Below are 26,650 nucleotides of genomic sequence, written 5' to 3'. Positions count from 1 at the left end.
GCCCTATCATTTAAGACGTCGTTATTAGTTAAGTTGACTGAGTGGATAACAGGTCTAAATCTTTGATCATTAATTGAATATTCTGATTGCCATTCCACTCATTAATATCAAGCTCAAATAAAATATGGACCTCTTTAGCCCGATAATCCCATTTATCAGCATCATAATTAAACCAAATAGCATCAATGGGATACATCACCTCAGGATACTTTAAAGACAGCTTTAAATGCTTATCTTTTAAGATACGACAATTGAGAACTTCAAAGATTCCATCAAACTGAGGGGGCTCAAACCCATGACCCCAAATATTAGTATTAGTAAGAGTGTCGACAAACTGTAAGCTAAAGTCTTGTGCAAGTAACTCACCGTCGGTTAGTTTCTCCTCTTCAAACAATGAGCCATCTAGGGTTTGCATTAATTCATCAAACGCAGTCGCAAACGCCTCAAAGTCTTTTTTCTTTAAGGTAAGACCGGCAGCCATAGCATGTCCACCAAAGTGAGTGATCAGCTCTGGATGACTTTCTGCAATAGCTTCGATAGCATCGCGTATATGAATCCCTGGTATAGATCTTGCCGACCCTTTTATCGCATCCTCAGGTCCGACTTTGGTCTCATTGGCAGGTGCAAAAACAATGGCAGGCCGATAATGAGTTTCTTTGAGTCTACCTGCGACAATGCCTATTACGCCTTGATGCCAGTCATCTTGATAGACAATTAAACTGCGTCTCTTTTGATTATCAGACACAATATCAGTTGACTCTTGGGGTTGGCGCTCTTTTTTGAGCACATTAAGTCGATCATTGTCCTTTGATGGAGGATGACTCTCGGGCTTATTTAATGCTTGAGTATCATCACTGGCATTGGCAATGTTACCTTGCTTAATAGCGTCTTTTTCACCCTGTAACAAACGTAAAATCTTATCAGCTTGTTCTCGCATTCCCCCTTCTACGTGTCGTCGCTCTTTATTTAATGTATCCAACTGATAGGCCAAACGTTTGGCAGTTTCCATATCATCAGCCAGCAAACATTCAATACCTATTTTCATATTGTCCATGCGACCTGCGGCATTTATTCTGGGCCCTAAAACAAATCCAAAGTCTTGCACACTCATTTTATGATAATCACGACCCGCCATCTCTAAAATAGCCAAAATACCCAGTGAACAGCGACCTGCGCGTATTGCCGCTAAGCCATGACTGACTAAAGTACGATTGTTATGATCCAATACTCCGACATCGGCTATCGTTCCTAATGCGACAAGGTCAATATATCGACTAACCTGCGCACTTGATCGCCCTGCTTCACGGCGAAATTTGGATAATCGACCTAACAAATAAAAGGCCACCCCTACCCCAACTAATGCCTTACTCGCAAAGTTGCAATCAAGCTGATTAGGATTGACAACGGCATCAGCGTTAGGTGTCGGTTTTGTCGTCAAATGATGGTCAGTAATAATGACTGTAATATTGTTGTCTACTGCTTTATTGACGCCTTCGTGACTCGAAATACCATTATCGACAGTCACAATGACGTCTGGTTGATACTCATCTATTCCTAACTGGACAATCTCTGGCGTCAATCCATACCCATATTTAAAGCGGTCTGGTACCACAAAATTAACCTGAGCACCCATTTCAGTTAATACCCGCATCATAAGCGCTGTGCTGGTAGCACCATCACAATCAAAATCACCCACGATTAATATGCGCTGCTGTGTTTCGATAGCGTTATCTAACAACGCTACTGCTTTATCAATATCTCTCAGTCCTTCAGCAGGCAATAGAGAGGACAGAGAATAGTCCAGCTCATGTGTATCTTCTATGCCCCGCGCGAGTAATAATCGAGTCAACGTTGGAGCTTGTTGATATAGAGAAGTAAAACAAGAAGGGAGGTCCGACGGCAAATTGCCTGTAAAACGAGGGGTTAAATTCAACATAATTATGAATAGTTTCTTTTTAAGTTTATTAGGGGTTAAGCTTATTAGAGGCTGTATGGAGTTTATTACTCTAAATCAATTTCTATAGCTCTTAGTTTTTAGCCTTTTAATTTTATTTAGTGTGCCGGTTTACTTGTACATGGAACTCTGGATATGATACTTAAGGTTTAAAGTCATAAACAGTGTTAAAACAAAAAGTCAAATCAATACCTTAAGCACTATACATGACTTTAACATAAGTTTGCGACACGACGATTCTAGATACAAACTGCCACTTGTGTGATAAATTGAATTCTTTAGAATATGTTTTACATTAGGGTTTGAAAATTTTAACTTAACTGCCTATTATACAACTTTTTAGAAGGACACTTTATGAAAACCATTCCTGCTGCTGAAAAACTGCCAGAAACCATTGATCCAGATTTAGATTTAGAACAGATTAAAAAAGAATGCCAACAATTAGTTAAAAAGCGTGCAAAGTACTCGGCGGGTGCCGCTGTGATTCCTGTGCCATTTGTAGATGTGGCTATTGATGCTGGTTTGTTAACCCAGCTATTACCAGAGATTAGTGAGAAGTTCGGTCTTATCTCAAAAAGAGAATCTGCTATTGATTTAAACTCTAAAGAAGTACACTGGAGTGAGATGAAAGACCGTGCGGTAGATTTTGCTGGTCTTATGGCCACTCGTGGGGTGGTTAATAAAACCATTCAAGGCTTTGGTGGCAAAATTTTAGCCAAGCAAGTCACTAAATTTATACCATTAGGCGGACAAATGGTTGCCGCGACGATGGGATATATGATCTTTAAGAAGATTGCCAATGATCATATTAATCAGTGCTACAACTTAGCCAAAGACATTCAACAAAAACAGCATTCTAGCAATGTCTAATTGTTAACCCTTTATTTTGAAAAGATAGCACACGATACCAAAGAGCCCTCAATTTGAGGGCTCTTTAATTTCATAATCATATCTACAAAGCGTTTAGGGCATCAGAACGTATAGAGTGTTCAGGGAGTTTACAGTACATTACTTAGGATCAAATAACTAATCATAGACATCACGGCTGCAGCAGGTAAGGTAATTACCCACGCTAATCCGATAGTCTTCATCAAACTCCAGTTAGTATTTTTATTGACCATGCCAATTCCCAAAACGGCACCAACTAATACATGGGTACTCGATACAGGTAAGCCTAACATTGAGGCTCCCATGACGACAGCTGCTGCCGACAACTCGGCTGAAAATCCTGAAGCAGGATGCATTTGCGCCAAATTAGTACCAACCGTTTGAATCACTTCTTTTCCGATAAACCACAACCCTACAATGAGTGCCACCCCAAAGGTAATCATTACCGCACTAGGCACGGCGGCCTCAGTTGCGATAGTATTGGTACGAATGACGTCCATAATAGCGGCAAAAGGGCCAACCGCGTTGGCGATATCATTGGCGCCATGACTAAAGGCAAACCCTGCTGCGGTAAAGACTTGCATCCAACTAAACAAAATAAAAGTTGCTCGTGTTAAGTTCTCTTTTTGTTTTCCTTTGATACTCTTGGTATAGATAAATGTCGACAACCAAATGAGTGCCCCAACCATAGTCATTAGTAAAAAACCATGCAAGGTTGACAAACTAACATCGACATTGCTAAGTCCTTTAAACACCACCATTGCAGTCATTACCATACCGCCAAAGGCAGCGATAAAGGGAACCCACAGGCGCAACGCTCTTAAACTATCGATTTGACTTCTTTCCTGCTCAATATCAAATAGCTGCTGATAATACTCTGTCTCTAGATCTTCACGCTCGGTATCTTCATCCTTATAAATCTCCTGATCACGAACCATTTTTGAGGTGTATGAGAACTGTAAGGACTCTGCCAAACTATTGACCCATTCTTTATGACGTTTTTTAATCTGTTTTTTTGCGGCTTTCAGCTCCTGGATACGCTGCTCTGCACGTTCGTTATAAGCCAAAATATTTAACTTAATTTGGCTGTAGAGCATATAGGCTAACAACCCTCCCAATAAAGGAGATAATACCCATGACAAAGCAATCTGCCCAATCTGGTCCCATTGCACCGTTGACAATGCCAGCTCCGTACCACCTACTTGAACTCCCATCACTATTGAGCTACCAACCACACCGCCTATAATAGAGTGAGTAGTCGATACCGGTAATCCCTTTTTAGTAGCAAACAACAGCCAGAATGCAGCGGCAATCAGCGCCGATAACATCACGTAGATAAACTGATTGGGCGTAATAGCCAAACCATTTAAGTCAACAATACCTTTTCGAATGGTATCCGTGACTTCCCCGCCAGCGATAACTGCACCTGAGACTTCAAAAATAGCCGCAACGGCTAACGCCTGAGGAATGGTTAACGTTCCCGCTCCGACAGACGTACCAAATGAGTTGGCGACATCATTACCACCAATATTGAAGGCCATAAATATGCCAAATACGGTAGCGACAATAAATAAAGTCGTTTGGTGATGGTTGGTATAATCTAAGCCCCACCAAATAAAATAGGCAGTGATTACTAATAGCAAAAGACCAAACAGCACACTGGCAGTGTTAGAGCCCTGATAGTTTGAGTGATTAGGTGTTGATGAGTTTGGAAGCATGATGGTAGAAGGCTTATCAATAGTGAAAAAACATAATACCCCGAATAGTCGGGGTATTATGGTCTAATGAGCAATCAATATTATAACTTAAAACCATTTTTTTAACAAAATTGTCATACTTTAAAGCACCGTCTAAACTTTGATATATTTTTCAAGTTGAGCAATAGCATGGTCTAATACTGCCAAACGTGCTGTTCGCTTATCATTGGTCGCTACGACATGCCAAGGAGCGTGCTTAGTATTGGTTCTTGCCAGCATATCAGAAGCAGCTTGAACATAGTCGTGCCATTTGTCCCTATTACGCCAGTCATCCTCGGTCAGCTTAAACTGCTTATGCGGGGTATCTTTTCTGTCTTCAAATCTCTCAAGTTGTTCTTGCTTATCAATGGCCAACCAATATTTTAAGATAATTGCGCCCTTAGCCGCTAAGTCACGTTCCATACGGTTAATTTCTTCATATGCTCTCTGCCACGCATCTTCACTAGCAAATCCCTCTATACGCTCCACCAATACTCGTCCATACCAGGTTCTATCAAATATTGCGATGCGGCTTAAGCGCTCTTCTTTTAAATCCGGAGAAAACATCGGTAACCGTTTCCAAAACCGCCATAAATAAGGATGTTGTAGCTCAATTTGATTGGGTGCTGAGATATTATAAATTTGATACTCACGCGGATCTAACGGAGATACCAAACGCTTTATCGCCCCACCTTTACCGGCAGCATCCATCCCTTCAAAGGCGAAAATAACATGATGATGATCACCGGTGTGTTCGCCTTTATCACGGGCTTTAGAGGTGCGTCCACGGAGCAATTCTGCCAAACGAGTTTGTTTTTTTACTAATGCTTTTTGATATTCTGACTTATCTATATCCTGATCATCGATATTGGTTAACTTATCAGGCACATCTGCCCATGAAAAAGCGGCATTTATATGACGGGATACATCCGTTATTAACGGGTGTTTACTATCATTTTGCTGACTGCTCAGCAAAGCTGCCTGCGTCGCATGCAATACCTCATGGCAAAAATGTATATTAGCCTCTTCACTGTAGTCCTGATCCAGATTCGATTTCTTTTTAGATTTTTTATTATTAGGTTCACTACCGTCAATGATCACCCAATCGGAATGTTGACTTAAAATAATTTTGGCTATTTTGTTAAATCGCTGTACCTGCTTTTTATCATGCCAGTCCATATGGTATAACCATCTAGGTTCTTCAAAGTCATTTTTTAGGCGATGCTTTAACGTATCTTCATCTATATGGAACCAGCATTTTAATAACTTGGTATGGTTATTGGCTAAATCTGTTTCAAATTCAGCTAGGATATTTAACTGCTCACGCAGATATACTTCCCATGGTTCGGGAATATCGGATTGCTTAGCCTCTTTATTCCCGTCTTTATTACCGTCTTTCATTAGGGCTAAAGCCCCTCGAATTAAGTCAGCATACCAGTTGCCAAAGTAAGTGGTTATATTGCCATGTCTAGGTAACTTTGGGGCATGAGACTGCCATATTGGCTCATAGTTACTAGGGACAACACCAACTGTAGCCTCTACATTTAATAACCTTGGATCGACCCATTGTCTTAGCTGAGTGACTGCAGCGCCTTTTCCCGACAACTCCATACCATTGACCAATACTAGCAACCCTGTGGCTTGACCCACTTTGCGGGTTTCACGCAACGCGTATTGAGCCTTTACCAACTCTAAACGCAATGCATCTTCGTCCATATGAAACTGACTTAATGGATCGGCTTCAATGCGTATTTCTTTATTGTTATTATTTTCAGACATTTTCATTCCTTTTTTATTTATAATTAGGGTCTTTCATATAGATTCTCTTATATAGATTCTCTTATATAGGGTCTCTTATATAGGGTCTCTTATATAGGGTCTCTTATATAGGGTGTTATAAAGCTCTACCATGACATAAATTTAAGACAACATCTACTAGGTTTCAACATAAATTTAAGTCAATTATAGTAGTAGTAATTATAGTAGAGGTAATCATAATTAAGTTAGGGTCTGTTAAAGATTTGATTTGTCTTTACCAGCGTTTTTAAATTTGGTCTCCTTAGTATCAGTGCTGATAATAAACGACACTCTGCAATTTAGGACTTTATCATTATCCCTACTTGATTATATGCCCCAGAACAAACTACACTCTCTACTGAAACGTCAACCCGAATATTTTTATCATAAATATTTTCTACGTTATATTCATTTTTAAAACTTTGGAGTCTTTAAATGTCTGCATTATCAGAGCTAAGTGTTCATCTTAAAGAATATTGGCAATTACCCCACCATAATAATCCAGAGCTTGCTACTAAATTAACACAAGTGCAGTCTTGGCAAAAAGATCGAATTCGTCATACTCATGCAGAACTGTTCTCTGAACCCAAAAATAAACCAATGGCTGAGTATTTTCTGAATCATCTGTATGGTGGTGATACGCTTAACCAAATCGTCAGCCAACTTGAAAAGATTGTGCCTAAAGCCCGAAAATTAGAAAAATTAGCCCCTACTGCTGCTTTAGAAACGGGTACTATGGGCATTGAAACGGCTATCACCTCAACCAAATTAGATCTAAAATTAGCCGAGTGGTTGCTTAACAATGATTTAGAGGTCAATGAAGCGAATATGCATGCCGCTTATTTAGCGGTGGATGATGAAGCAGCGCGACGTCAACAGATTGAAGATTTAAAGCAAGTTTGCTACCGTAGTGATAAATATCTTAACTCTTTTATTTTACAAAAAGGGTTTAAACTGGCTAAGAAAAAGGCGTATAAGTATAATCTGCAACCTTTATATGATTTCATTGGGTCAGGTTTTGATGCGATGAAACCTCTTAAAAGTGTTGCCAGTTTTATTGATCCATTTTGCAAACGTGAACTTGAAATTATCTCTGACGTTCATTCAGACTAAGAACTGCAAATAACACGGTTAATTCTTTCAAAAATACCCTATACACCCAATACCAGCGACTGTCCTCTTAGCGTTGGTATTGTATTATAATGGTTTATAAAGCATGCTATTAAAAGTGATTAATAAGCACGATTTATCAATATCAACAATAAGCATGCCTTACTTATTTCATGTATTATTATAGTTATAGAGACTTAAGTTTTCGAGACACTAGTTTTCGACTTTAGTTATAGAGATTATCAGTTATCTAAACTATTGCTTATTTACTATCTATTTACTCTTATCTCATTACCCCTTATCCTCTTCTCACTGTCTAATCCATAATTAAAATCAGGACTTATAATGAGCCAACATCATAATCAATCCGATAACCAACCCGATAATCAGGCAGAAAATACTGCCAACCTTCAAAATGATTTGGTTAAAAAAACGATCAATGACCATCAGCAAACCAATGCCAAAGTGCAACAATCACTTCAATCTACTGCTCAATCTGAGCTAAACAACTCTCAGACGAATAGCTCTCATACAAATAGCACATCTACCAATCCTAACGGCCAAAATAATAAGGTGCTAAACGATCAATTCAGCGATATTTCTGACTTGCCAGCAGGCACGCCTCAAGGTCAACAAACCACCCTGCCGTTCACTAACTCAAACACTCAGACCCAAGCCAACTCTAATACAAGTGCAACCCATCAAGCACCTTCTGACAACGGCTATGGTACTGGTCAAAAAGAATTACCCCGCTTTAACCCAAAGGACGATATCAATAACCCCCATACGCCTGACACTGATGGGTTAGAAGAAACCCACTTTGGCTACAAAAAGGTCAAAAAAGCTGAGAAACAAGCCCGTGTCGCTGACGTATTCACCTCAGTCGCTAAAAAATACGATATCATGAATGACCTCATGTCCTTTGGTATCCACCGCTTATGGAAGCGCTATACCATTAGCTTATCGGGTGTGCGCGCCGGACAGCATGTGTTAGACATTGCAGGCGGTACGGGTGATTTGGCCAAAGCCTTTAGTCGTGAAGTTGGACGCACTGGTAAAGTAGTGTTATCAGATATTAACGCTGCTATGCTTGATGTCGGCCGTGAACGTCTGATCAATGCTGGCTGTAATAATGTCGACTTTATATTGGCAAATGCTGAGACCCTTGCGCCATTTGAAGACGAGAGCTTTGATTTATTAACCATTAGCTTCGGACTCCGCAATGTTACTGATAAAGATGCGGCGCTACGGTCTATGTACCGCGTCCTAAAACCAGGTGGTCGTTTGCTGATTTTGGAGTTCTCAAAGCCCCTATTTGAGCCCTTGTCAAAAGCCTATGACCTTTATTCTTTTACTGCCTTACCGCTTATGGGTAAACTGGTCGCCAATGACTCAGAAAGCTATCAGTACTTGGCCGAATCCATTCGTATGCACCCTGATCAACAAACGTTGAAAAACATGATGGAAAATGCAGGGTTTGTGAATTGTGACTATCACAATCTGACAGCAGGTATCGTTGCGGTTCATCGTGGCTTTAAAAAATAGCGGCTTAGAGCTGGCATTTAAAAGCTATATTTAATTCACATTTACAACGTACTATTGGCTAGTTTTGAGCAAAACTTGTCCATAACTTGTCCATAACTTGTCCATAACTTGTCCATAACTTGACAATCACTTGACAATCACTTGACTATAGTCGTAGTCAGATATTTGAGATACAAGGCAACCGAGCGAAAGTACTACAAATGTAGGCTTAGCGAGGTTAATACCGTAGCTCTTTTATATGACTATGATCTTAACGCAAACCGATTCACTTATAACCTACTTACTGGGTAAATGTCATGATTACAGTGTTACTTTTAACCGGTGTTGAAAAGCTTGTCAATTTTGCACTTCTTAGCGATCAAATCACCCAAGCAGGACTTGCCCCTTTGGCAGGAAAAGTACTGCGTCTCTCGATTGCTGTACCCAATTTCAATGTCGATATTCACTTTCATGACGATCATATTAGGCTTGAGCCTGTCAGTACGATACAAAACAGTGTCTTTGAGTCGCCATCGCATCCTGACATAGAGCGTCAACAAGCGTGGCAAGAGTATGCGTCTATCGGCAGCAGCATACCGGACTGCACAATTAAAGTGAATAATATCGCTGAGCTTTTAAATTTATTGCGTGACAGCAGTGGCAACTTGCCTATTGAGGGTGACTATAAGGTGCTTATGCAAGTCAAACAACTGATGTCAGGCTTTAATCCTGATATCGCTAGTCAACTTGAGCCCCTTATTGGGAGCTCAGTGGCGATGCAACTCGGCTTACTTATCAATCACCTTAAAGGCAATGTCGGTAGCACCGCAAAGCATGCATTTAATGATGTTGCTGACTGGGCCAATGATGTTGCGGGGAATGTAGTGCCTGACCCAGAGATGCAGGCTGAGGTCAATGATCTTAAACAACAATTGCTTAAGCTACGTGCCGATGTCGAGCGTGAAGAGGCGCGGTTGGCAATGATCAAAGCCGAACAAGCACGATTACAACAGCAGTCTTAGTAATCAATATGCAGTTACAGGACTGTTTTTTCTAGAACCCATTAATAAATGACATTCATAACAAAGTAGCCATTAAATAGATGACCTATCTATTTAATGGCTTTTTTGATGCCTTAAAGATATGAACATAGCTTAAACGAATATAAACCTCACCTTGAATTAAAATACTCAAGTTCTGTTAGCTGGCTAAAATTTTACAGGGTCTGTTTATTCTTAAATTAGGCGGGGCATGGTATGATATTCGTTATCTTAATGACTTGAGTGAATCCACCACACTATGCTGTTATCTCATCGCAAACGTCTGCTTGAAATTTGGCGCATCGCTGCCCACTATCGTCTAGACACTCACCTGCCTTTAGAAGATGCACCGCAATTGCAATCTGTCGTGCGATTGATCAAATCGCATCCCGCTGCCTGGGGTCAAAAGCATCATCCTAATGGCGTGAAGCTCGCGCTTGAAGAAATGGGCACACTATTTTTAAAGCTGGGTCAATTATTATCAACCCGCCGTGATTTAGTGACACCTGATATCATTAAGCAATTAGTACAGTTGCAAGACCGCGTCAAGCCCTTCGATGTAAGTATCGTTATTGCACAGATTGAAGATCCTAAACAGGGGTTGGGACAAAGCATTAAAGATCTCTTTGCACGCTTCGATACCAAGCCTTTAGCAGCTGCCTCTATTGCCCAAGTTCATACCGCTGCCTTACATGATGGCCGTGAAGTGGTGGTCAAAGTAGTACGACCTGATATCAGAGAGTCTATTGTCGCTGACTTTGAGCTTCTTAGAGATATGGCACAATGGGCATCTGCGCGTATTGAGGCGGCTCGAGCGGTTCGTATTATCGATGTCGTAGAAGATTACCGCCAAATCATGCTCAATGAGCTTGACTTAACCTATGAGGCGGATAACACCACTAAGATGCGAAATAACTTCTTAGGCTCAACCATGATGTATGTGCCAGAAGTATATGCAAACGCTAAGAATGTGATGGTTATGGAGCGCATTCATGGTGTCCCTATCTCACAGACAGATGTTTTCGATGAGTTGGGCTACGACCGAGCAGCGCTTGCTGAAAAAGGCTTGACCATCTTCTTTACTCAAGTATTTCGAGATAACTTTTTTCATGCGGATATGCATCCAGGTAATGTCTTTGTAGAAACCTTGCCAAAAGATGCCCCCGAGCCTTATCGCTACTATCCAAGATACATTGGACTTGATTGCGCCATCATGGGAGAGCTGTCAAAAGACGATCAAATGATCGTTGCCCGTATGTTGTTAGCAGTGATGAACAATAACTTCTCAAACTTAGTGGACATCGTTAGCCGTGCGGGCTGGATACCGCCTAATACCGATAAGCATGCCCTAACCCGAGACATGCGCCGCACTGTGGCACCCATGGTATTAAAGCCTATCAATGAGATAGACTTTGCTGGCGTATTAATGCAGATTTTAGATATCGCACGCCGACATCATATGAGCATTCCGCCTCAGCTGATGCTATTGCTTAAAACCTTAGTGCATGTCGAAGGACTTGGACGTGATCTATACCCTGAGTTAGATATTTGGTCATTGGCCAAACCTATCCTAACGGGCTGGGTCAAAGAGCAGTTAGATCCAGCACGCAATATGCGTGAGCTTAGAGAGCAGCTGCCAGAGCTTATGCTCTCGACTGTACAAATACCAAAACTGTTGGATCAGAGCTTACAAAGCATGGCTTCTCAAGGGGCACGTCAAGATCAACAACTGCGTGAAATACAACAAATCCGTGCTGATATGCTAAACGATAGACGCCGAGACTGGATTGCCTTAGCAGGATTTGTCATTAGTGTTGCGATAGCCACGCAAGTATTTGGTTGGTTAGCGCCTTTATTTTATATTTGTGCCGTTTTATTTGTACTCTGGCGCATACTGGGTTAGCCTGTAATGACCAGTCGTGAACTCCCTTGAGCCAATCCTAATTAATAGCATTAATGTCAAATTAATACCAATAATAGCCTTATCGTCTATAGCAATTGAGTAAGTAATCACTATGCGTAAAGCTTCCATTACCATTGATCGTAACGCCCTAACCCATAACCTCACTCAGGTTAAAAACGCCCTCTCTGGGTCAACCAAAGTATTGGCAATGGTCAAGGCTAATGCGTATGGTCATGGTATTGAGGCATGTATACCGGCTCTTGAACAAGCTGATGGGCTAGGCGTGGCCTGCTTCAGTGAGGCGCTACGTATTCGTCAGTTAGGCTGGGAAAAAACCTTGGTGCTCATTGAAGGTGTATTTAGCGAAAGTGAATGGGTTGAAGCGATTGCGTCGCACTGTCAGAGTGTGATTCACGATCTACAGCAAGTCCAGTGGGCTGTCAATCACATCCCTGAGGGTGATTCTGCAAGTCGTACACTATGGCTAAAAGTCAACACGGGTATGAATCGTCTAGGGTTTGAGCCTGCACAACTGATTAAGGTGGCTCATCGTTTGGTAAACGCTGGATACAAACTGATTTTAACCAGTCATTTCGCCAATGCAGACGTCCCCTCCCATCCGTCAAATGCTGAACAAATTAATATATTTAAAGCGTCCTTAAAGCAACTTCAAGTTAACGTTGATCCCTCCATTCAAGCATCACTGTGTAATTCAGCAGGGTTCATTAACTATCCTGAATATCACTTTGATTGGGTGCGTCCCGGCATTATGCTATATGGCAGCTCACCTTTGGACAATATCACAGCTGAAAGCCTGCACTTAAAACCCGTGATGACGTTTGAGGCTTGTATTATGGCAATACATAATATATCGGCCGGTACCCCTATTGGATATGGTAGCCGCTATGTCGCCGATCGACCTTTGGTAAAAGGGGTTGTTAGTATCGGATATGGGGATGGCTATCCAAGGGTGGTCGATAGTACAGCTTGGGTTAGTGTACACTCTGAGTCAATTAATACATCAAATGCTACAGCCGACTTGAACCAAATAAACCCGTATACTACCTATAAATGTCCTGTCATTGGCAGAGTTGCTATGGATATGATTACTGTCGATCTAACAGATATACCTCATCCAAGAGTGGGGGATAATGTTACCTTATGGGGAGACGCTACTTTAGGTGTGCCTAGTGTCGATGAGGTTGCCCTTTCAGCAAACACTTTAGGATATGAGCTTTTATGCAGAATGACTCAGCGACCTAATAGACATGCTATTTAGTGTCTTATTAAGTGTTTTCGTTTTACCGTCAACTGTCTAAAAACAGTGTAAGTGTTTTCACATCAGTCAAAATTTCGCTATACTGACAGTTTACAGGTTTGCTTTTATTTGCAGTGTATTGCCCTAATCGATTGTTATTCATAATTATTTAAAGAGATTCTCATGAGTGTGCGACATTTTTTAACTCTCCTTGATTTGTCACCAGCCGAGCTTGAAGCTTTAATTAAGCGGGCAAGTGAGCTTAGAAAAATGCAACACGCCGGCGAAGTCTACCAGCCATTTATTGGACGTACGCTAGGAATGATTTTTGAGAAGTCATCCACACGCACGCGCATATCATTTGAAACAGGTATGGGTCAATTCGGTGGACATGCCATTTTCTTATCGCCAAAAGATACACAGCTTGGCCGTGGTGAGCCTATTGAAGACTCCTCTCGCGTGATATCAAGTATGGTTGATATCGTTATGATACGAACCTTTGAACATGAAAAGATTGAGAAATTTGCTGAATACTCCTCTGTCCCTATCATTAATGCATTGACGGATGACTTTCACCCTTGCCAGCTTCTAGCGGATATGCAGACGTATTATGAACATCGGGGCAGTATTAAAGACAAAATCGTCACTTGGGTCGGTGATGGCAATAATATGTGTTCATCATTTATGACCGCTGCTAATCAATTTGGCTTCGAGTTAAGAGTAGCGGCGCCTTATGGGTTTGAGCCCGATCCAGATTTGCTTGAGAGGTTTAAGCACTGCGTCAGTCTAGTAGATGACGTACAAGATGCTGCCAAAGATGCGCATTTAATTGTCACAGATGTATGGGCCAGCATGGGCCAAGAAAGCGAACAAAGCACACGTGCACGCCGTTTTGCGCCCTATCAAGTGTCGCCTTCTATGCTTGATAAAGCTGATCCAGAAGTGTTATTTATGCACTGCTTGCCTGCACATCGTGGTGAGGAGATCTCTCATGATATGTTAGATGACCCTCGTTCAGTTGTTTGGGATGAAGCAGAAAATCGACTGCATGCCCAAAAAGCACTGATGGAGTTCTTACTTAAAGATAAAATCAAACTCAGCTAATGTATGTTTGAGTTCTATAATACTTTTTAAATGCCATAAAAAAGCTGAGTATATGATAACTTCTCAGCTTTTTTATTTTTGAACTTTACACATTCAAAGGGTGACTTTTCAGCTTTTTAATTAAAAGTTCACCCATTAAAATAGTGACTCTTTACTGCCTTACTTAGGCTAAGACGTTTGCAAGCTTAAAAACCACTCTATATTTTTATTAACCTGATCGGGTGCCTCGACCGTTGTGGTATGTCCAGAGCCCTGAATGATAGCAATCTTAGAGCCTTTAATAGCAAAATGTAGCCGCTGCGCCATGGGATATGGTGTTGCTAAGTCTTCATCGCCTACCATTATTAGTGTTGGTATGGAAATCTGACCAATTTTACTTAGAACTTCATCACGCTCAATCACCCCCCGTGTTGCTAAAATGGCCCCTTTCTTATCATTTTGCTTAAGATAGGCAATCCATTCATTAAGCTCTTCACGACGAGTTTTGTCCTTCAACACCGTTTTACCAAACATAATCGGTAATATTTTTTTGGTTAGTCTTTTGAGACCTATCCACTTTATTGCTTTAAGAAGTTTTTTGTATTGAACCAGTTTTTCAGGATCTTCAGCGTCTGCTGAGGTATCAAGCAATATCAGAGAACTTAGCAATTCAGGTGACTTTAGAGCAACACGCTGAGCCACATAGCCCCCCATGGATAATCCAATGAAGTGACATTTGCGAATGTTCAGTGACTTTAATAGGGCGATGGCATCATCGGCTAAGCTGTCCATATCATAGCCGGATTTGGTTATTTCAGACTTGCCCTGCCCTCTAAAATCAAAGGCGATACAGCGATAATCTTTTGAAAAATAAGCCACTTGATGATCGTATAACGGCGTACCCCAAAGTAGTCCGTGTGCAAAAACCATGACCGGTTTACTATTATCCTTGGGCGCGCTGTCTTCATAATATATCTGAGCGTTATTGATATTAATATGTGGCATAGTAATGACTTCCTTGTCGTTTGATAAATGATGATTTAATGATAAATCTTAAGGTTTACTACTCTTAATGCTTAATGGCATTCATTTTACTAACACTACTTATTATAGCCTTTAATAAGGCCATAGAAATAACTAAAATAAGAACTAAAATAAGATTGAAACACTAACGCTGTAATGTCTCTACACCGCTAGATCTTGCTATTAATAACGTATCTGCTTGTTGCGCCGCGAAGATACCATTACACACCACCCCAACGATATTATTCAAGGTCTGCTCCATCTCACTGGCGCTTGCGATGTCTAAGTGATAAGTATCTAAAATCAAGTTACCATAATCGGTGACAAAACCCTCCCGATACACGGGCTCTCCACCAAGCTTCACCAATTCGCGAGCGACGTAAGAGCGTGCTTGAGGAAGCACTTCAATTGGTACAGGAAACTCACGACCCAGCTGTGTCACCCACTTACTTTCATCCACTAAGCATAAAAACTGTTTGGAGGCCGCGGCGACAATCTTTTCACGTGTTAAAGCGCCGCCACCCCCTTTGATAAGCTGCAGATTTGGATTAACCTCATCTGCGCCGTCTATATATAAATCAGGCTCACCGACAAAGTTAAGATCCATAACATCAATACCGAGCGCTTCAAGCTTATCCTGAGTCACTTTTGAGCTGGCAACGGCTCCTTTAAGTCTGACTTGAGGCAACAGCTCAATTAAACAATTGACGGTACTGCCCGTTCCCACACCCAATATCATACCATCATCAATGTAACGTAATGCCGCTTTGGCAACGTGTTGTTTTAGCTGAAGCTGCTGACTCATAAATGCCCTTATTATTCATTAATATGTAACGCTAACTTGGCTTGAATTTGACGTAAACTTTAAGTGCTAATCATAACAAATCTAGCCCGAGTTTTGGTCTATTTTCGAACTAAAAACTAGAATAAATACTAGGCTCTGTTACACACGCCAATGCTTTAAAAGTTATTGTAATAATAAAAGTTATCAATGCAATAACCTATTATCATCAATAATTTAATATCTAAAACTTGCAGTAACAAAAAAAACAGCATACGCTAAACAGCTAACATTATAATCTTTCAACATTTGAATCTTTCAATACTTAATTTCTTAGATACCTGAACAAAACAGTTGAAAAAACCATTCATTAAAACTTTATAGGATAATCTATGCTTTCGAAATGGGTTCGTAATATTCTACAAGCTACCGTATATGATACTGCCATACAGACACCTCTTGACTTTGCACCTAAGTTGTCAGCCCGTTTCAATAGCGATATTCGTTTCAAGCGCGAAGATTTACAACCTGTTTTTTCCTTTAAATTACGTGGGGCTTATAACCGAATTAGTCAGTTGTCTGATGAACAAAAAGCGCGCGGCGTTATTTGTGCGTCAGCGGGTAATCATGCTCAAGGCGTTGCTTTTTCTGCCAGTAAACTTGGTCTAAATAGCATCATCGTCATGCCCACCACAACCCCTGAGATAAAAATACAAGCCGTAAAAGCATTAGGAGGAATTGTCAACTTATATGGTGACAGTTTTGATATTACTAACCAATACGCTATTGAACGCTCTAAAAATGAAGGACTAACTTATATTCCGCCTTATGATGATGAACTGGTCATTGCAGGGCAAGGCACTATAGGGCTTGAAATAAATCAACAATGGCGTGATGTTGATTATGTTTTTGTACCCGTAGGTGGCGGTGGGTTAATAGCGGGTGTTGCCGCCTTTTTAGGAGATGTGGCACCCCACGTTAAGATCATAGCCGTAGAGCCAGAAGGTGCTGCCAGTTTAAAAGCAGCCATAGAGGCTAACGAGCGTGTCAAGTTGCCCCAAGTAAGCTTATTTGTTGATGGAACAGCCGTGGCGCAAATTGGAGAGCTGCCCTTTGAAGTAATGAATCTTTTAAAAAGTGATAACTCAGGAAAGTTAGTAGAACAAGAGGTCGTCACTTGCTCTAACGATGAGGTTTGTGCTGCGGTCAAAGATGTATTTGAAGAAAATCGAAGTATTATCGAACCGTCAGGGGCTTTGGCGCTGGCAGGCTTAAAGAAGTATTTAACCGAAAAAGAGCTGACTCATAAAAACTGTGTCGCCATCGTCTCAGGCGCCAATATGAACTTTGATCGATTGCGCTATATTGCCGAACGTACTGAAATTGGTGAGAAAAAAGAAGCCATCTTTGCGGTTACTATCCCAGAGCGTATCGGTGCATTTTTAGAGTTTTGCCGTGATTTAAAAGGTCGCAATATTACGGAATTTAACTATAGAGCGCGTAGTAAAACATCGCCAGACTCGTTAGAGCCTGCTTCGATATTTGTGGGTATTGCCCTTAAAGAAGGGGATAAAGAGCGACATGTCATCGCCAACTCTTTGGCTGAATCTGGATATAATGCCCATGATTTGACCGATGATGATATTGCTAAGTCGCATATTCGATATCTCATTGGTGGTCATACAGGTCTTGAAAATGAACAATTATTTAAGGTAAGTTTCCCAGAACGTCCTGGCGCATTGCTCAACTTTTTAGAGAAATTAGGGTCAGACTACAACATTACTTTATTCCATTATCGTAATCATGGGGCTGCTGATGGCCGAGTATTGGTTGGTATTCATGCCACTGACTCAAGCTCACGTGCGGTTCAGGACACTCTACAAGACATTGGTTATGAGTGCACCCCTATTACTGACAACATTGGCTATCAATTATTTTTAAAATAACTTATCATCATAGTTATTAACTCAAATATAGAAGAGATTGCCTATGACTTTTCAAAATGGAACAAGATTATCCCTATCTAAATATCTAGCGGCAATAGGGTTGTCAATAGGGTTATTCACAGTTGTAGTCAGTACTGTGACCTCTGCGCATGCCGAGCTAATAGATAATTCTGAAACTCGCATTATGACCGAAGAGCAGGATGAGGAATACTATTTACAAGATTTCGATAATGCTGCGTCATGGAGAGTGATGCCGCACTTTAGGCTTCCTTCACATATTTATTCTAGACTTAAAACTGGCACTTATACCCTGTCTTTAAAACTTTTGGTTAACAAACAAGGCGAGATTGATAGCATTAGTATTGTTAAAAGTAGTGGTGATCAAAGACTAGATCAACTTATGATCCGTCAGATGCGCGTTGCTAAGCTCAATCCCTTTGAAAAAAACGGTAAAGCCATTGCAGGTACAGTGATTGTCCCCATTCAATATGAAATAGAAGGAGCCCCTGAGCTAGAGGGTGAGACAAATGTATCCAATCCCTAGTATTTTAAAGTAGCGCTGGATGATCAAACCCACTCTCATACTTATCAGACATGTCATCATTTATTAAGGTGAGTAACTATGGTAAAAAAATCCGATACGACTTCCCCCTCTAAAGTTCGTTTGGACAAATGGCTATGGGCCGCTCGATTTTTTCGCACTAGAAATCTAGCCAAACAAGCCATTGAAGGTGGGAAGGTTCACTTCGCTGGCAGCCGGGTTAAAACCAGCAAAGAGATTAGTGTCGGTGATGAGTTGACCATTCGTCAAGGCTCTGCAACTGCCATGACTGAGAAAACCATCGTCGTAAAAGATCTATCCACGCAGCGCGGCAATGCCACAATTGCCCAAACCCTCTATGAAGAAACAGAGGAAAGTATTAAGCAGCGTGAATACTTTGCCCAGCAGCGCAAACTTGCCAACCTTGCCCGCCCAGATACCAAACCTAATAAAAAACAACGCCGAGAACTGCAACGTTTTAAATATCAATCAGATTAGGAATGGTATAGGATTCATTCATAAGTCACGATTGAGATCATTTAAACTGATCTGAATATTGAAGAATTTGACGCTATCGTTTCAAGCTTAAGGTTGTTAGAATAAGGAACTCAACTTAAAAAGGGCAATTACCCCTTTTTGACTACCTTTTCTTACTCCTTTATTTATGATGATAGGTTATGTTATGCCGAAGTCAGATTCTATACCTAAATCTGTATTGTTAGTTTGCCTTGGAAATATATGTCGCTCGCCCACCGCTGAAGGTATCATGCGACAGCGCACTGCTATTGCTGGTCTTACGATGAAGATTGACTCTGCGGGTACCGGAGACTGGCACATTGGCAAGCATCCCGATCCTCGTGCTCAAACCCGTGCTAAGCGACATGGTTATAACATTAGTAAACTGACCGCTCGTCAAGTTAGTGAACAAGATTTTTTAGATTTTGATCTTATTTTAGCGATGGACGCTCAAAATTTAAAAGATTTGAACGTCATAAAAGAGTCTGTATCAAAGCAGTCAAATCCAGATGATTTAGCTCAACTTGCCTTAATAAGTGAGATCGATACCCGCTACTTTAAGCAAGACGTCCCAGACCCTTATTATGGGGGTAAAGATGGCTTTGAGGAGGTTATCGAGCGCCTTGAGTCCTCAGTAGATGCTTGGATAGATCACTGGACTGTTTAAAACATCACCTGCTACTTCATGAATACTAAGCATACTTGAGTATCGCGACGTTAAATCCTTCATCGACATATCTAATGGTTTAGCAGTTTAGTGGTTTACTGATACCTCCCCCTATCATTCAATTTATTCAATCGATATAAATGGCCTTTTGACCCCTATGAGTACACCCAATCTAGCCTCTAGTGCCTTACAACCTGATGACCAGACGTTAGGTACTTCCAAGCAAATCCGCTTGAATGATAATGAGCAAGATGAACCTACCGCCTCATTATTCACTTCCTTAACATTTTTAAATGAGGCAAGTTTAATCGAGCAGAATACGATGCAGCTTGAATGCACCGCTGATACCTTAGTTAAGCTACATTCAGAGTCAGAGGTTGCACCGGTAGTGGCGACATTGATGGATAAAGGTGACCCTATTTTTGTACTGTCAGGGGGTAGTAATGTCATACTGCCACACCAGCTACATGCCAGCGTTATTCGGCCAGTCTTCAAAGGGCTAACCGTGTTAAATGAGGACGATGATGGGGTGGATATAGAAGTCATGGGCGGTGAAAACTGGCATAAACTGGTCACCACCACGGTAAATAAAGGCTGGTATGGTCTTGAAAATCTGGCGTTAATTCCAGGACTGGTTGGCGCCTCTCCGGTTCAGAATATTGGGGCGTATGGCGTGCAGCTTGAAGACTGTTTGACCTATGTTAAAGCCTTTCACTTACCGAGCCAACGTTGGCATCATTTTACTAACGCCGAATGTGAGTTTGATTATCGAGACAGTAAATTTAAGCGTGAAGCGGGTCAGTGGTTTATTACAAGAGTCGGATTCAAGCTACATAAAGACCCGACTAAGATTAATGCTAACTATGGGGACGTTGCTAAACTGGCTCAAACTTTGACAGACGATGACGACTCTGCCAATATAACACCAGTTGAAGTCATGCAAGCAATCATAGAGATTCGTCAATCAAAGCTCCCAGACCCTAAACAATTGCCTAACTGTGGAAGTTTCTTTAAAAATCCTATCATAGACACAGAACAATTTTTGAGCCTGCAACAAAAGCACCCTAATATAGTCGGCTATAAAGTAGATGATCAACATACCAAAGTCGCTGCAGGATGGCTAATTGATACAGCAGGACTTAAAGGTAAAGGGGTTGCCCCTATATTGACCCATGCTAAACAGGCCTTAGTGTTAGTCAATCATAGTCCACTGCATAGTACCACCCCTGCTACTCAACAAGACATCTTAGCGACGCAACAGCTTATTCAAAACACTGTCTTTGACACGTTTGCAATTACCTTGGAACGAGAGCCAGTGTGGTTAAATAGCTCAGCCAACTATGTGTTAAGCTAGGTAGACAGATTACAAGACCCATAGACTATTACGAGGTATGGAGGTAAGATCCCTAAAGCGGGTAAGAAAGACTGTTGGGTGCGTTTATATATAACTGACTGTCCGTATTAGGTAGTCTAATCTGAGTTTAATGTGAAAATAATGACGCCGTTTTTAAAAAGCTTTTATAAAGGAGTGATAAAAAGCATTCTCAGAATTTTAATGCTATTACTTCTTATGGTGGTCAGCTTTTTTACCCCTGTGTTTTCATCTGTTGGACTTTGGGTGCTCAACCATCTCCCGATACCAGAAGTTACCCACTATCCTGTCTCCTTTGTGGACAATGTCACTGATAAATCTAAGATAGAAACCCCACAACCCTATTCTAAGCTTGTTCTCAACCTAAGAACGGAGCATAAGCCTACCGCTTATGTCGTTCTAGGTGGTGGACTTACTGAAGCTGACCATACCTATAACTTTAAGCCTTCTTCAACGGACAGCATCTCATCTGATAATACATTGAAGTCGGATCATACCCAGACAGCACTAGACCATAAGCCCAATCCCCAAAGGGAGAGCCAGCATACCGAAAACAGTGACGAGCAAAATATTATTGCTGAACAAGTAAATAATAGTCTGGCGGCTAATAATATTGTTTTGAATAAGTATAGTCTGAATAGAATGATTACTGTAATCAGACATTATAAACGCACGCCTCTTCCTATCGTGCTCACAGGTGTTGAGTCTGCTTGGATGCGAGACTGGTTATACAGCTATGGTATTGACGATGTCATTACTGAAAATGCCAGTATGAATACGTGTGAAAACGCCCGATTTACTGCAAAACGCTTAAACTTATCTGATGTCTATCTGATTACAGACGCTTATCATATGACCCGAACTCGGCGACAATTTGCATTGAATCATATTCATACCACGCCAATACCAGCCCCCTTACCTATGCAAAAAAGTTGGCTAAGTCCAAAAAATAATGCCCAGCACTCACGACGCGCGCTATATGAGATTCTCGCTTATACCCGAGACGTCTTTGCTCCCCAACAAAATTGCCGAAATGCCAAAGAGGTTAGTTTCGATACCTTATTACGCAGTCGCAAGCCAGCGGACAGTTGAAGAGAACTATCACCAACGACATCAGGGCAACAACCTACCAAAAAGAGTATAATATAACGTTTAATGACACTCCCTTAAATATCCTTAAAGGATTAGGAAGGTCATGCTAGCCAATTCTATTGAAAGAGGAGCCTGGTTATGACCAGTATGTATTTACTGATTCCGCTAAGTTTAATGCTATTTGTCATTGGTATTTGGGCCGTTCGCTATGCGGTAAAATCTAATCAGTTTGAGGATTTAGACAATGAATCACAACGGGTAATATTGGATGATCGTCAAGAACGCCGTCACGCTTTAAAGCAACCCTCTGTTGAGTCTACAGACCGATTAGAATCAGAAATAAATCGTAATGAAGATAACTGATAACTGCATATTAAAATGTATTAAAACCGATGAATATTTTTTCATACTCTATTATGCTAATTACCCAATACTTATTGGATGGTATATTTGACTTTATTTGGTGAATATTAATGATAATAACTCCGCTTCTTCTTGCAGCATTAGCAATGGGTTTTTTTGGTTCACCGCATTGTCTGGGTATGTGTGGTGGTTTAGTAACTGCTTTTGGTCTCTCCATGCAAGAGGTAAGCCCCGCTAAGAAGCGGTTGCTAATAGCGACTTATCATTTTGGGCGTTTAGTAAGCTATTCCTTATTAGGTGTGATAGCAGCATTGATTGGCACGACAGTGCTTGCACCTTTGATGACGGGTAACCATCTTCCTAGAATTCTTTTAGGGGCGGTTTTGGTCTTTATCGGTCTTAATATGATCGGGCTTCCCTTTTTAAATAAACTTGAAAAAGTGGGAATGGGTGTTTGGCGACGACTGGCGCCTTTGCGAAAAAAAGTATTTCCAATCACTACTTTTCCGCGTGCACTTGCGGCAGGACTGTTATGGGGATTTTTACCTTGTGGGTTGGTGTACGGCGCTTTATTAATGGCAGCCGTTGGCAATCATGTCGTCACTGGTGCCTTACTCATGTTCGTTTTTGGCTTGGGCACTGTGCCAATGCTGGTTGCCACACACGAAACAGTAGGCTGGTTGCATAAACAAATTGGACGTTTTAAATTGCGCCAATTAAATGGAATTATTATGATGATATCGGGTCTTGCCGTTATCTTTGTTCCACTTGCGATGACTCATTTAGGGGGTCATGCTGGGCACACCACTCATCAAGCTCACAGTGAAAATACCTCAGCACCTGCTCACTCACCTGATATGAATAATATGCCTGACGCACACAACAAGCATGACGCGCACAGCAGGCATGATATGGATAGCAGACATCATATGAATGGAGAGGCATTAACAGACATGGAGCACAATGAGTATCAACCTATGTCTCATGAGACTCATTAACCTGTACTTGTAACCTAAAACCTGAAATAACCCCAAACCTGACATAAAATGTTATACCAAATCTAGAAATTAACCTATCGAGGAAGACGAGTGCAAACGCTACAAATAGTAGGTTCAGCGAGACTGACAAAGGTAGGTTATTTTATAGAGAAGGTATTAATCAAACTGCTCAAGTTTTAATTTAGTATTTAAATGTGCTTCTAAGGCTGGCAAGTTAAAGGCATCATCTTCGCTCACAAAGCTGATGCTGATACCTGTTTGACCGGCCCGCCCTGTACGTCCTATTCGGTGGACATAATCATCAGGCTGATCTGGTAGCGTATAGTTCACCACATGACTGATATCGTCCACATGAATGCCCCGCCCCGCCACATCTGTCGCTACCAAAACTTTCGCGTTACCATTTTTAAACTTATCTAGATAGAGTTCGCGCTTTGATTGATCGACATCACCAGATAGCATGACCACGTTGTGCTCGGCACCTAACCGGTTGTATAGCCGCTTAACTTGATCTTTTCGATTGGCAAAGACAATCACTTTTTTGGTCTCTGCTGCGTCTAAGATACGGTTAAGCGCATTAAACTTATCTTTCTCCGTCAATAAATAGAAATGCTGCTCAACCAAATCACTGGTTTTGTGTTCCGGTTCAATTTCTACAAATACGGGATTAAGTAACCATTTATACGCTAAATTCATCACATCTTGATTAAATGTGGCCGAGAATAACAAGCTTTGTCTGTCGGTATTTGGCGGCATATAACGCACAATTCGTTTTATATCAGGGATAAACCCCATATCCAGCATCCGATCTGCCTCATCTAGCACAAAGGCTTCTATACGATCTAAAAATACATGACCCTTGTGTATCAAATCTATAAGGCGTCCTGGGGTCGCAATCAAAATATCGGTGAATGCCAACTCCAAAGCAGAGGTTTGTTGGTCATAATCAACCCCGCCCATGATGCAGACGCTATGCAAATCAGTATGCTTGGTTAGGGCAATAGCATCATCAAATATCTGGTTTGCAAGCTCACGTGTTGGCGCTAATATCAAAGCTCTTGGCTCTCCTAGATAGCGTGCCTCATCAGCGGCAAAGGGTCTGTTTAATAGGGCTTCTATGATAGTGATTAAAAAGGTAGCTGTCTTACCCGTACCAGTTTGTGCCTGACCAATAGCATCTTGTCCCGCCAACGTATTGGGTAATATCTTGGCTTGAATAGGCGTCAACTCAGTAAAGCCCAAATCATTGACAGATAATAAGGTACTTTTGCTAAGTGGCAAATCACTAAATGTAATAAAGTTATCCATAAAACGTCCTATTTCTATCTTAATGAGTGCAAAAGTCTGTATCTATATCTATATCTGTATCTTTATTTGTAAAATGATAACCATTTTAGACTAGTTAGACTTTAAAAAGGGTTATTTTAAAATATTGAACCTAAATGACCTAAATGACCTAAATAAATTGAACCTAAATAAATTCTACCTTAATGAATCGGACCTAAACCAATTAAACCGTTTATAAACGACAAAAACCAATATGCTAAATCTAAACCAGCACATTTGTTATGCTGACAGATTTAACATATTGGTTTTACAGATACACCTAACGGGCCTTTGCCGTCACTTTTATATCAACCTTAAAGCCTTTGAGTAAAAAGCTTAACGCGAAGAACAAAAGCTCCCTATAACCTAGTCTTGTCTAAACTGGTCATACGTATAAAGATGTATAATAATTTAATACTATACAACTAAAGCCGTCATAAAAACGTTATAACGTTCGTTAAAACGATAACTTTGTAAACTTTTTTAGTGTAAGCTTATTCGTTAAATTTATTCGTCTACTTTAGTAACTTCTTCAGCTTGTAAGCCTTTTTCACCTTCAGTAACAATAAATTCAACTTTTTGGCCATCCTGTAACGAGCGATAGCCGTCACCTTGAATAGCACGGAAGTGAACAAAGATATCTTCGCCACTTTCACGTTGAATAAAACCAAAGCCTTTTGCATCATTAAACCACTTAACAGTACCTTGCTCACGAGCTGACATAATTTACTTCCTAAAAAACTAAATTTACGAAACTTCAAGTTGACCCATCAAAGCATCCAAGCTAAAGGCTGTAATGCGAATACTGGGTATAATAGAGTGGCAAAAGACCACTAAACAACAAAACAGAGGTAGAGTGCTATAATTAAAATATAAATTCTAAGATAAAAGCCTCTTAGTTACACTACAGACATGTTTGTTATCTAAAACTAATCATAGCATGACTAATAATTAACACAAAGTGTTTTAACACAACTTTCATACTAGAGAGCTAAATTGTGTGATCAATTATTATCATTTTTAACCTTATGCCACTATCTACTGATAATTAAACACTATAAATATCGAGTTTAGCAGTATAATATTATCGACCATTCTACTGTTTATATTTATCAAAAAACTATTTCTATTCTTAAAAAAACTATATTAATCGAGTTCATTATGACAGACATAACCGAACAGTCTATTGCTAAAGGCTTTATCCCTAAACCCCTTGACACACAATCTTCTTCCAAAACACCCAAAGACTCGATAAATGGTTTGCACCGTCGATTATTATTAGTCAATGGTCCTAACTTAAATTTATTAGGGGTTCGTGAACCAGAACTGTATGGTTCAACCACATTACACGACATAGAAAGACGTTTGCTATCCATAGCTCAGGCTAAAGGTATTGAGCTGGTTTGCGTACAATCCAATCATGAAGGCGAGCTCATTGATGCTATTCAACATCATGGTCTACTGGGGGATAGTGAAGACTTAATAGATGCCGTGATTATAAACCCTGCAGCCTTTACCCATACCTCTGTTGCTCTGCGCGATGCCCTCCTCGGTATTAAAAAACCCTTCATCGAAGTACATCTATCCAATATACATAATCGAGAGGATTTTAGAGCTCATTCTTATTTTAGTGATAAAGCGGTCGGTGTCATTTGTGGTTTGGGGCATCTTGGTTATGATATGGCTTTAAGTTATTTTCTTGAACATTATAGTGAGTAAACTGAGCTGTTTT

General features: G+C 40.7%; 23 protein-coding genes. 16 read left to right on the top strand and 7 right to left on the bottom strand.

The window, feature by feature from the left end:
- Positions 1 to 28: 28 nt before the first annotated feature.
- The gene (locus AC21OG_RS08740; protein ID WP_487377915.1) at positions 29 to 1,936 is read right to left on the bottom strand and encodes a single-stranded-DNA-specific exonuclease RecJ; all 1,908 of its coding nucleotides are present in this window, start codon (positions 1,934 to 1,936) and stop codon (positions 29 to 31) included.
- A 372-nt stretch (positions 1,937 to 2,308) separates the two neighbouring features.
- Between AC21OG_RS08740 and AC21OG_RS08735 the strand changes: the two genes are divergently transcribed.
- Complete coding sequence (locus AC21OG_RS08735; protein ID WP_486546788.1) at positions 2,309 to 2,824, top strand: hypothetical protein; 516 nt, start codon at positions 2,309 to 2,311, stop codon at positions 2,822 to 2,824.
- Between the two features lie 128 nt (positions 2,825 to 2,952).
- Here AC21OG_RS08735 and AC21OG_RS08730 read toward each other — a convergent pair whose 3' ends face one another.
- Positions 2,953 to 4,560, bottom strand: coding sequence for an inorganic phosphate transporter (locus AC21OG_RS08730; protein ID WP_487377916.1), 1,608 nt, complete (start codon positions 4,558 to 4,560; stop codon positions 2,953 to 2,955).
- A 132-nt stretch (positions 4,561 to 4,692) separates the two neighbouring features.
- On the bottom strand, positions 4,693 to 6,357 hold the full coding sequence (locus tag AC21OG_RS08725; protein ID WP_487377917.1) for an ATPase: 1,665 nt from the start codon (positions 6,355 to 6,357) through the stop codon (positions 4,693 to 4,695).
- 453 nt (positions 6,358 to 6,810) lie between these two features.
- On the opposite strand from AC21OG_RS08725, the gene AC21OG_RS08720 reads away from it, so the two are divergent.
- The 6 genes from AC21OG_RS08720 (at position 6,811) to argF (ending at position 14,314) form a co-directional block, all read left to right on the top strand.
- Positions 6,811 to 7,488, top strand: coding sequence for a DUF8198 family protein (locus AC21OG_RS08720; protein ID WP_486546791.1), 678 nt, complete (start codon positions 6,811 to 6,813; stop codon positions 7,486 to 7,488).
- 342 nt (positions 7,489 to 7,830) lie between these two features.
- Entirely contained in the window at positions 7,831 to 9,030 is a 1,200-nt protein-coding gene (ubiE, locus tag AC21OG_RS08715; RefSeq protein WP_487377918.1) for a bifunctional demethylmenaquinone methyltransferase/2-methoxy-6-polyprenyl-1,4-benzoquinol methylase UbiE, read from the top strand.
- A gap of 296 nt (positions 9,031 to 9,326) precedes the next feature.
- A complete protein-coding gene (locus AC21OG_RS08710; protein ID WP_487377919.1) occupies positions 9,327 to 10,031 on the top strand; it encodes a ubiquinone biosynthesis accessory factor UbiJ in 705 nt (234 codons plus the stop codon).
- A 277-nt stretch (positions 10,032 to 10,308) separates the two neighbouring features.
- A complete protein-coding gene (locus AC21OG_RS08705; RefSeq protein ID WP_487377920.1) occupies positions 10,309 to 11,952 on the top strand; it encodes an ABC1 kinase family protein in 1,644 nt (547 codons plus the stop codon).
- A 112-nt stretch (positions 11,953 to 12,064) separates the two neighbouring features.
- Positions 12,065 to 13,231, top strand: coding sequence for an alanine racemase (gene alr / locus AC21OG_RS08700; protein ID WP_487377921.1), 1,167 nt, complete (start codon positions 12,065 to 12,067; stop codon positions 13,229 to 13,231).
- A gap of 162 nt (positions 13,232 to 13,393) precedes the next feature.
- Complete coding sequence (gene argF, locus AC21OG_RS08695) at positions 13,394 to 14,314, top strand: ornithine carbamoyltransferase (protein ID WP_487377922.1); 921 nt, start codon at positions 13,394 to 13,396, stop codon at positions 14,312 to 14,314.
- 168 nt (positions 14,315 to 14,482) lie between these two features.
- Here argF and AC21OG_RS08690 read toward each other — a convergent pair whose 3' ends face one another.
- Together AC21OG_RS08690 and rpiA are read right to left on the bottom strand one after the other, a co-directional pair.
- Positions 14,483 to 15,298 carry an alpha/beta fold hydrolase gene (locus AC21OG_RS08690; RefSeq protein WP_487377923.1) on the bottom strand — a complete coding sequence of 272 codons (816 nt, stop codon included), beginning with the start codon at positions 15,296 to 15,298 and terminating at the stop codon, positions 14,483 to 14,485.
- A gap of 163 nt (positions 15,299 to 15,461) precedes the next feature.
- Positions 15,462 to 16,121: a ribose-5-phosphate isomerase RpiA gene (gene rpiA / locus AC21OG_RS08685; RefSeq protein ID WP_486546798.1), complete on the bottom strand. Its 660-nt coding sequence runs from the start codon at positions 16,119 to 16,121 to the stop codon at positions 15,462 to 15,464.
- Between the two features lie 368 nt (positions 16,122 to 16,489).
- Here rpiA and ilvA point away from each other — a divergent pair, with 368 nt between their 5' ends.
- From ilvA to AC21OG_RS08645, 8 genes are all read left to right on the top strand, one after another.
- Positions 16,490 to 18,043 (top strand): threonine ammonia-lyase, biosynthetic, encoded by a 1,554-nt coding sequence (gene ilvA / locus AC21OG_RS08680; protein WP_487377924.1) that lies wholly within the window; start codon positions 16,490 to 16,492, stop codon positions 18,041 to 18,043.
- A gap of 43 nt (positions 18,044 to 18,086) precedes the next feature.
- Positions 18,087 to 18,587: an energy transducer TonB gene (locus AC21OG_RS08675; RefSeq protein ID WP_486546800.1), complete on the top strand. Its 501-nt coding sequence runs from the start codon at positions 18,087 to 18,089 to the stop codon at positions 18,585 to 18,587.
- A 78-nt stretch (positions 18,588 to 18,665) separates the two neighbouring features.
- A complete protein-coding gene (locus tag AC21OG_RS08670; protein WP_486546801.1) occupies positions 18,666 to 19,082 on the top strand; it encodes an RNA-binding S4 domain-containing protein in 417 nt (138 codons plus the stop codon).
- 184 nt (positions 19,083 to 19,266) lie between these two features.
- A complete protein-coding gene (locus AC21OG_RS08665; RefSeq protein WP_487377925.1) occupies positions 19,267 to 19,767 on the top strand; it encodes a low molecular weight protein-tyrosine-phosphatase in 501 nt (166 codons plus the stop codon).
- Between the two features lie 322 nt (positions 19,768 to 20,089).
- Complete coding sequence (gene murB, locus AC21OG_RS08660; protein ID WP_491185082.1) at positions 20,090 to 21,121, top strand: UDP-N-acetylmuramate dehydrogenase; 1,032 nt, start codon at positions 20,090 to 20,092, stop codon at positions 21,119 to 21,121.
- Positions 21,122 to 21,322: 201 nt separating this feature from the next.
- On the top strand, positions 21,323 to 22,231 hold the full coding sequence (locus tag AC21OG_RS08655; RefSeq protein WP_487377927.1) for a YdcF family protein: 909 nt from the start codon (positions 21,323 to 21,325) through the stop codon (positions 22,229 to 22,231).
- Between the two features lie 138 nt (positions 22,232 to 22,369).
- The gene (ccoS, locus tag AC21OG_RS08650; RefSeq protein ID WP_487377928.1) at positions 22,370 to 22,594 is read left to right on the top strand and encodes a cbb3-type cytochrome oxidase assembly protein CcoS; all 225 of its coding nucleotides are present in this window, start codon (positions 22,370 to 22,372) and stop codon (positions 22,592 to 22,594) included.
- Positions 22,595 to 22,707: 113 nt separating this feature from the next.
- Positions 22,708 to 23,592 (top strand): sulfite exporter TauE/SafE family protein, encoded by an 885-nt coding sequence (locus AC21OG_RS08645; protein ID WP_487377943.1) that lies wholly within the window; start codon positions 22,708 to 22,710, stop codon positions 23,590 to 23,592.
- A gap of 156 nt (positions 23,593 to 23,748) precedes the next feature.
- On the opposite strand, the gene AC21OG_RS08640 is transcribed toward AC21OG_RS08645, so the two are convergent.
- Both AC21OG_RS08640 and AC21OG_RS08635 read right to left on the bottom strand, forming a co-directional pair.
- Positions 23,749 to 24,900 carry a DEAD/DEAH box helicase gene (locus tag AC21OG_RS08640; protein ID WP_487377929.1) on the bottom strand — a complete coding sequence of 384 codons (1,152 nt, stop codon included), beginning with the start codon at positions 24,898 to 24,900 and terminating at the stop codon, positions 23,749 to 23,751.
- 525 nt (positions 24,901 to 25,425) lie between these two features.
- Positions 25,426 to 25,641: a cold-shock protein gene (locus AC21OG_RS08635; RefSeq protein WP_486546808.1), complete on the bottom strand. Its 216-nt coding sequence runs from the start codon at positions 25,639 to 25,641 to the stop codon at positions 25,426 to 25,428.
- A gap of 438 nt (positions 25,642 to 26,079) precedes the next feature.
- Between AC21OG_RS08635 and aroQ the strand changes: the two genes are divergently transcribed.
- Positions 26,080 to 26,637 carry a type II 3-dehydroquinate dehydratase gene (gene aroQ / locus AC21OG_RS08630; RefSeq protein ID WP_487377930.1) on the top strand — a complete coding sequence of 186 codons (558 nt, stop codon included), beginning with the start codon at positions 26,080 to 26,082 and terminating at the stop codon, positions 26,635 to 26,637.
- Positions 26,638 to 26,650 lie beyond the last annotated feature (13 nt).

The sequence above is a fragment of the Psychrobacter sp. CX5 genome, from assembly GCF_057621535.2.
This window is presented reverse-complemented; position numbering and strand designations above follow the sequence as displayed.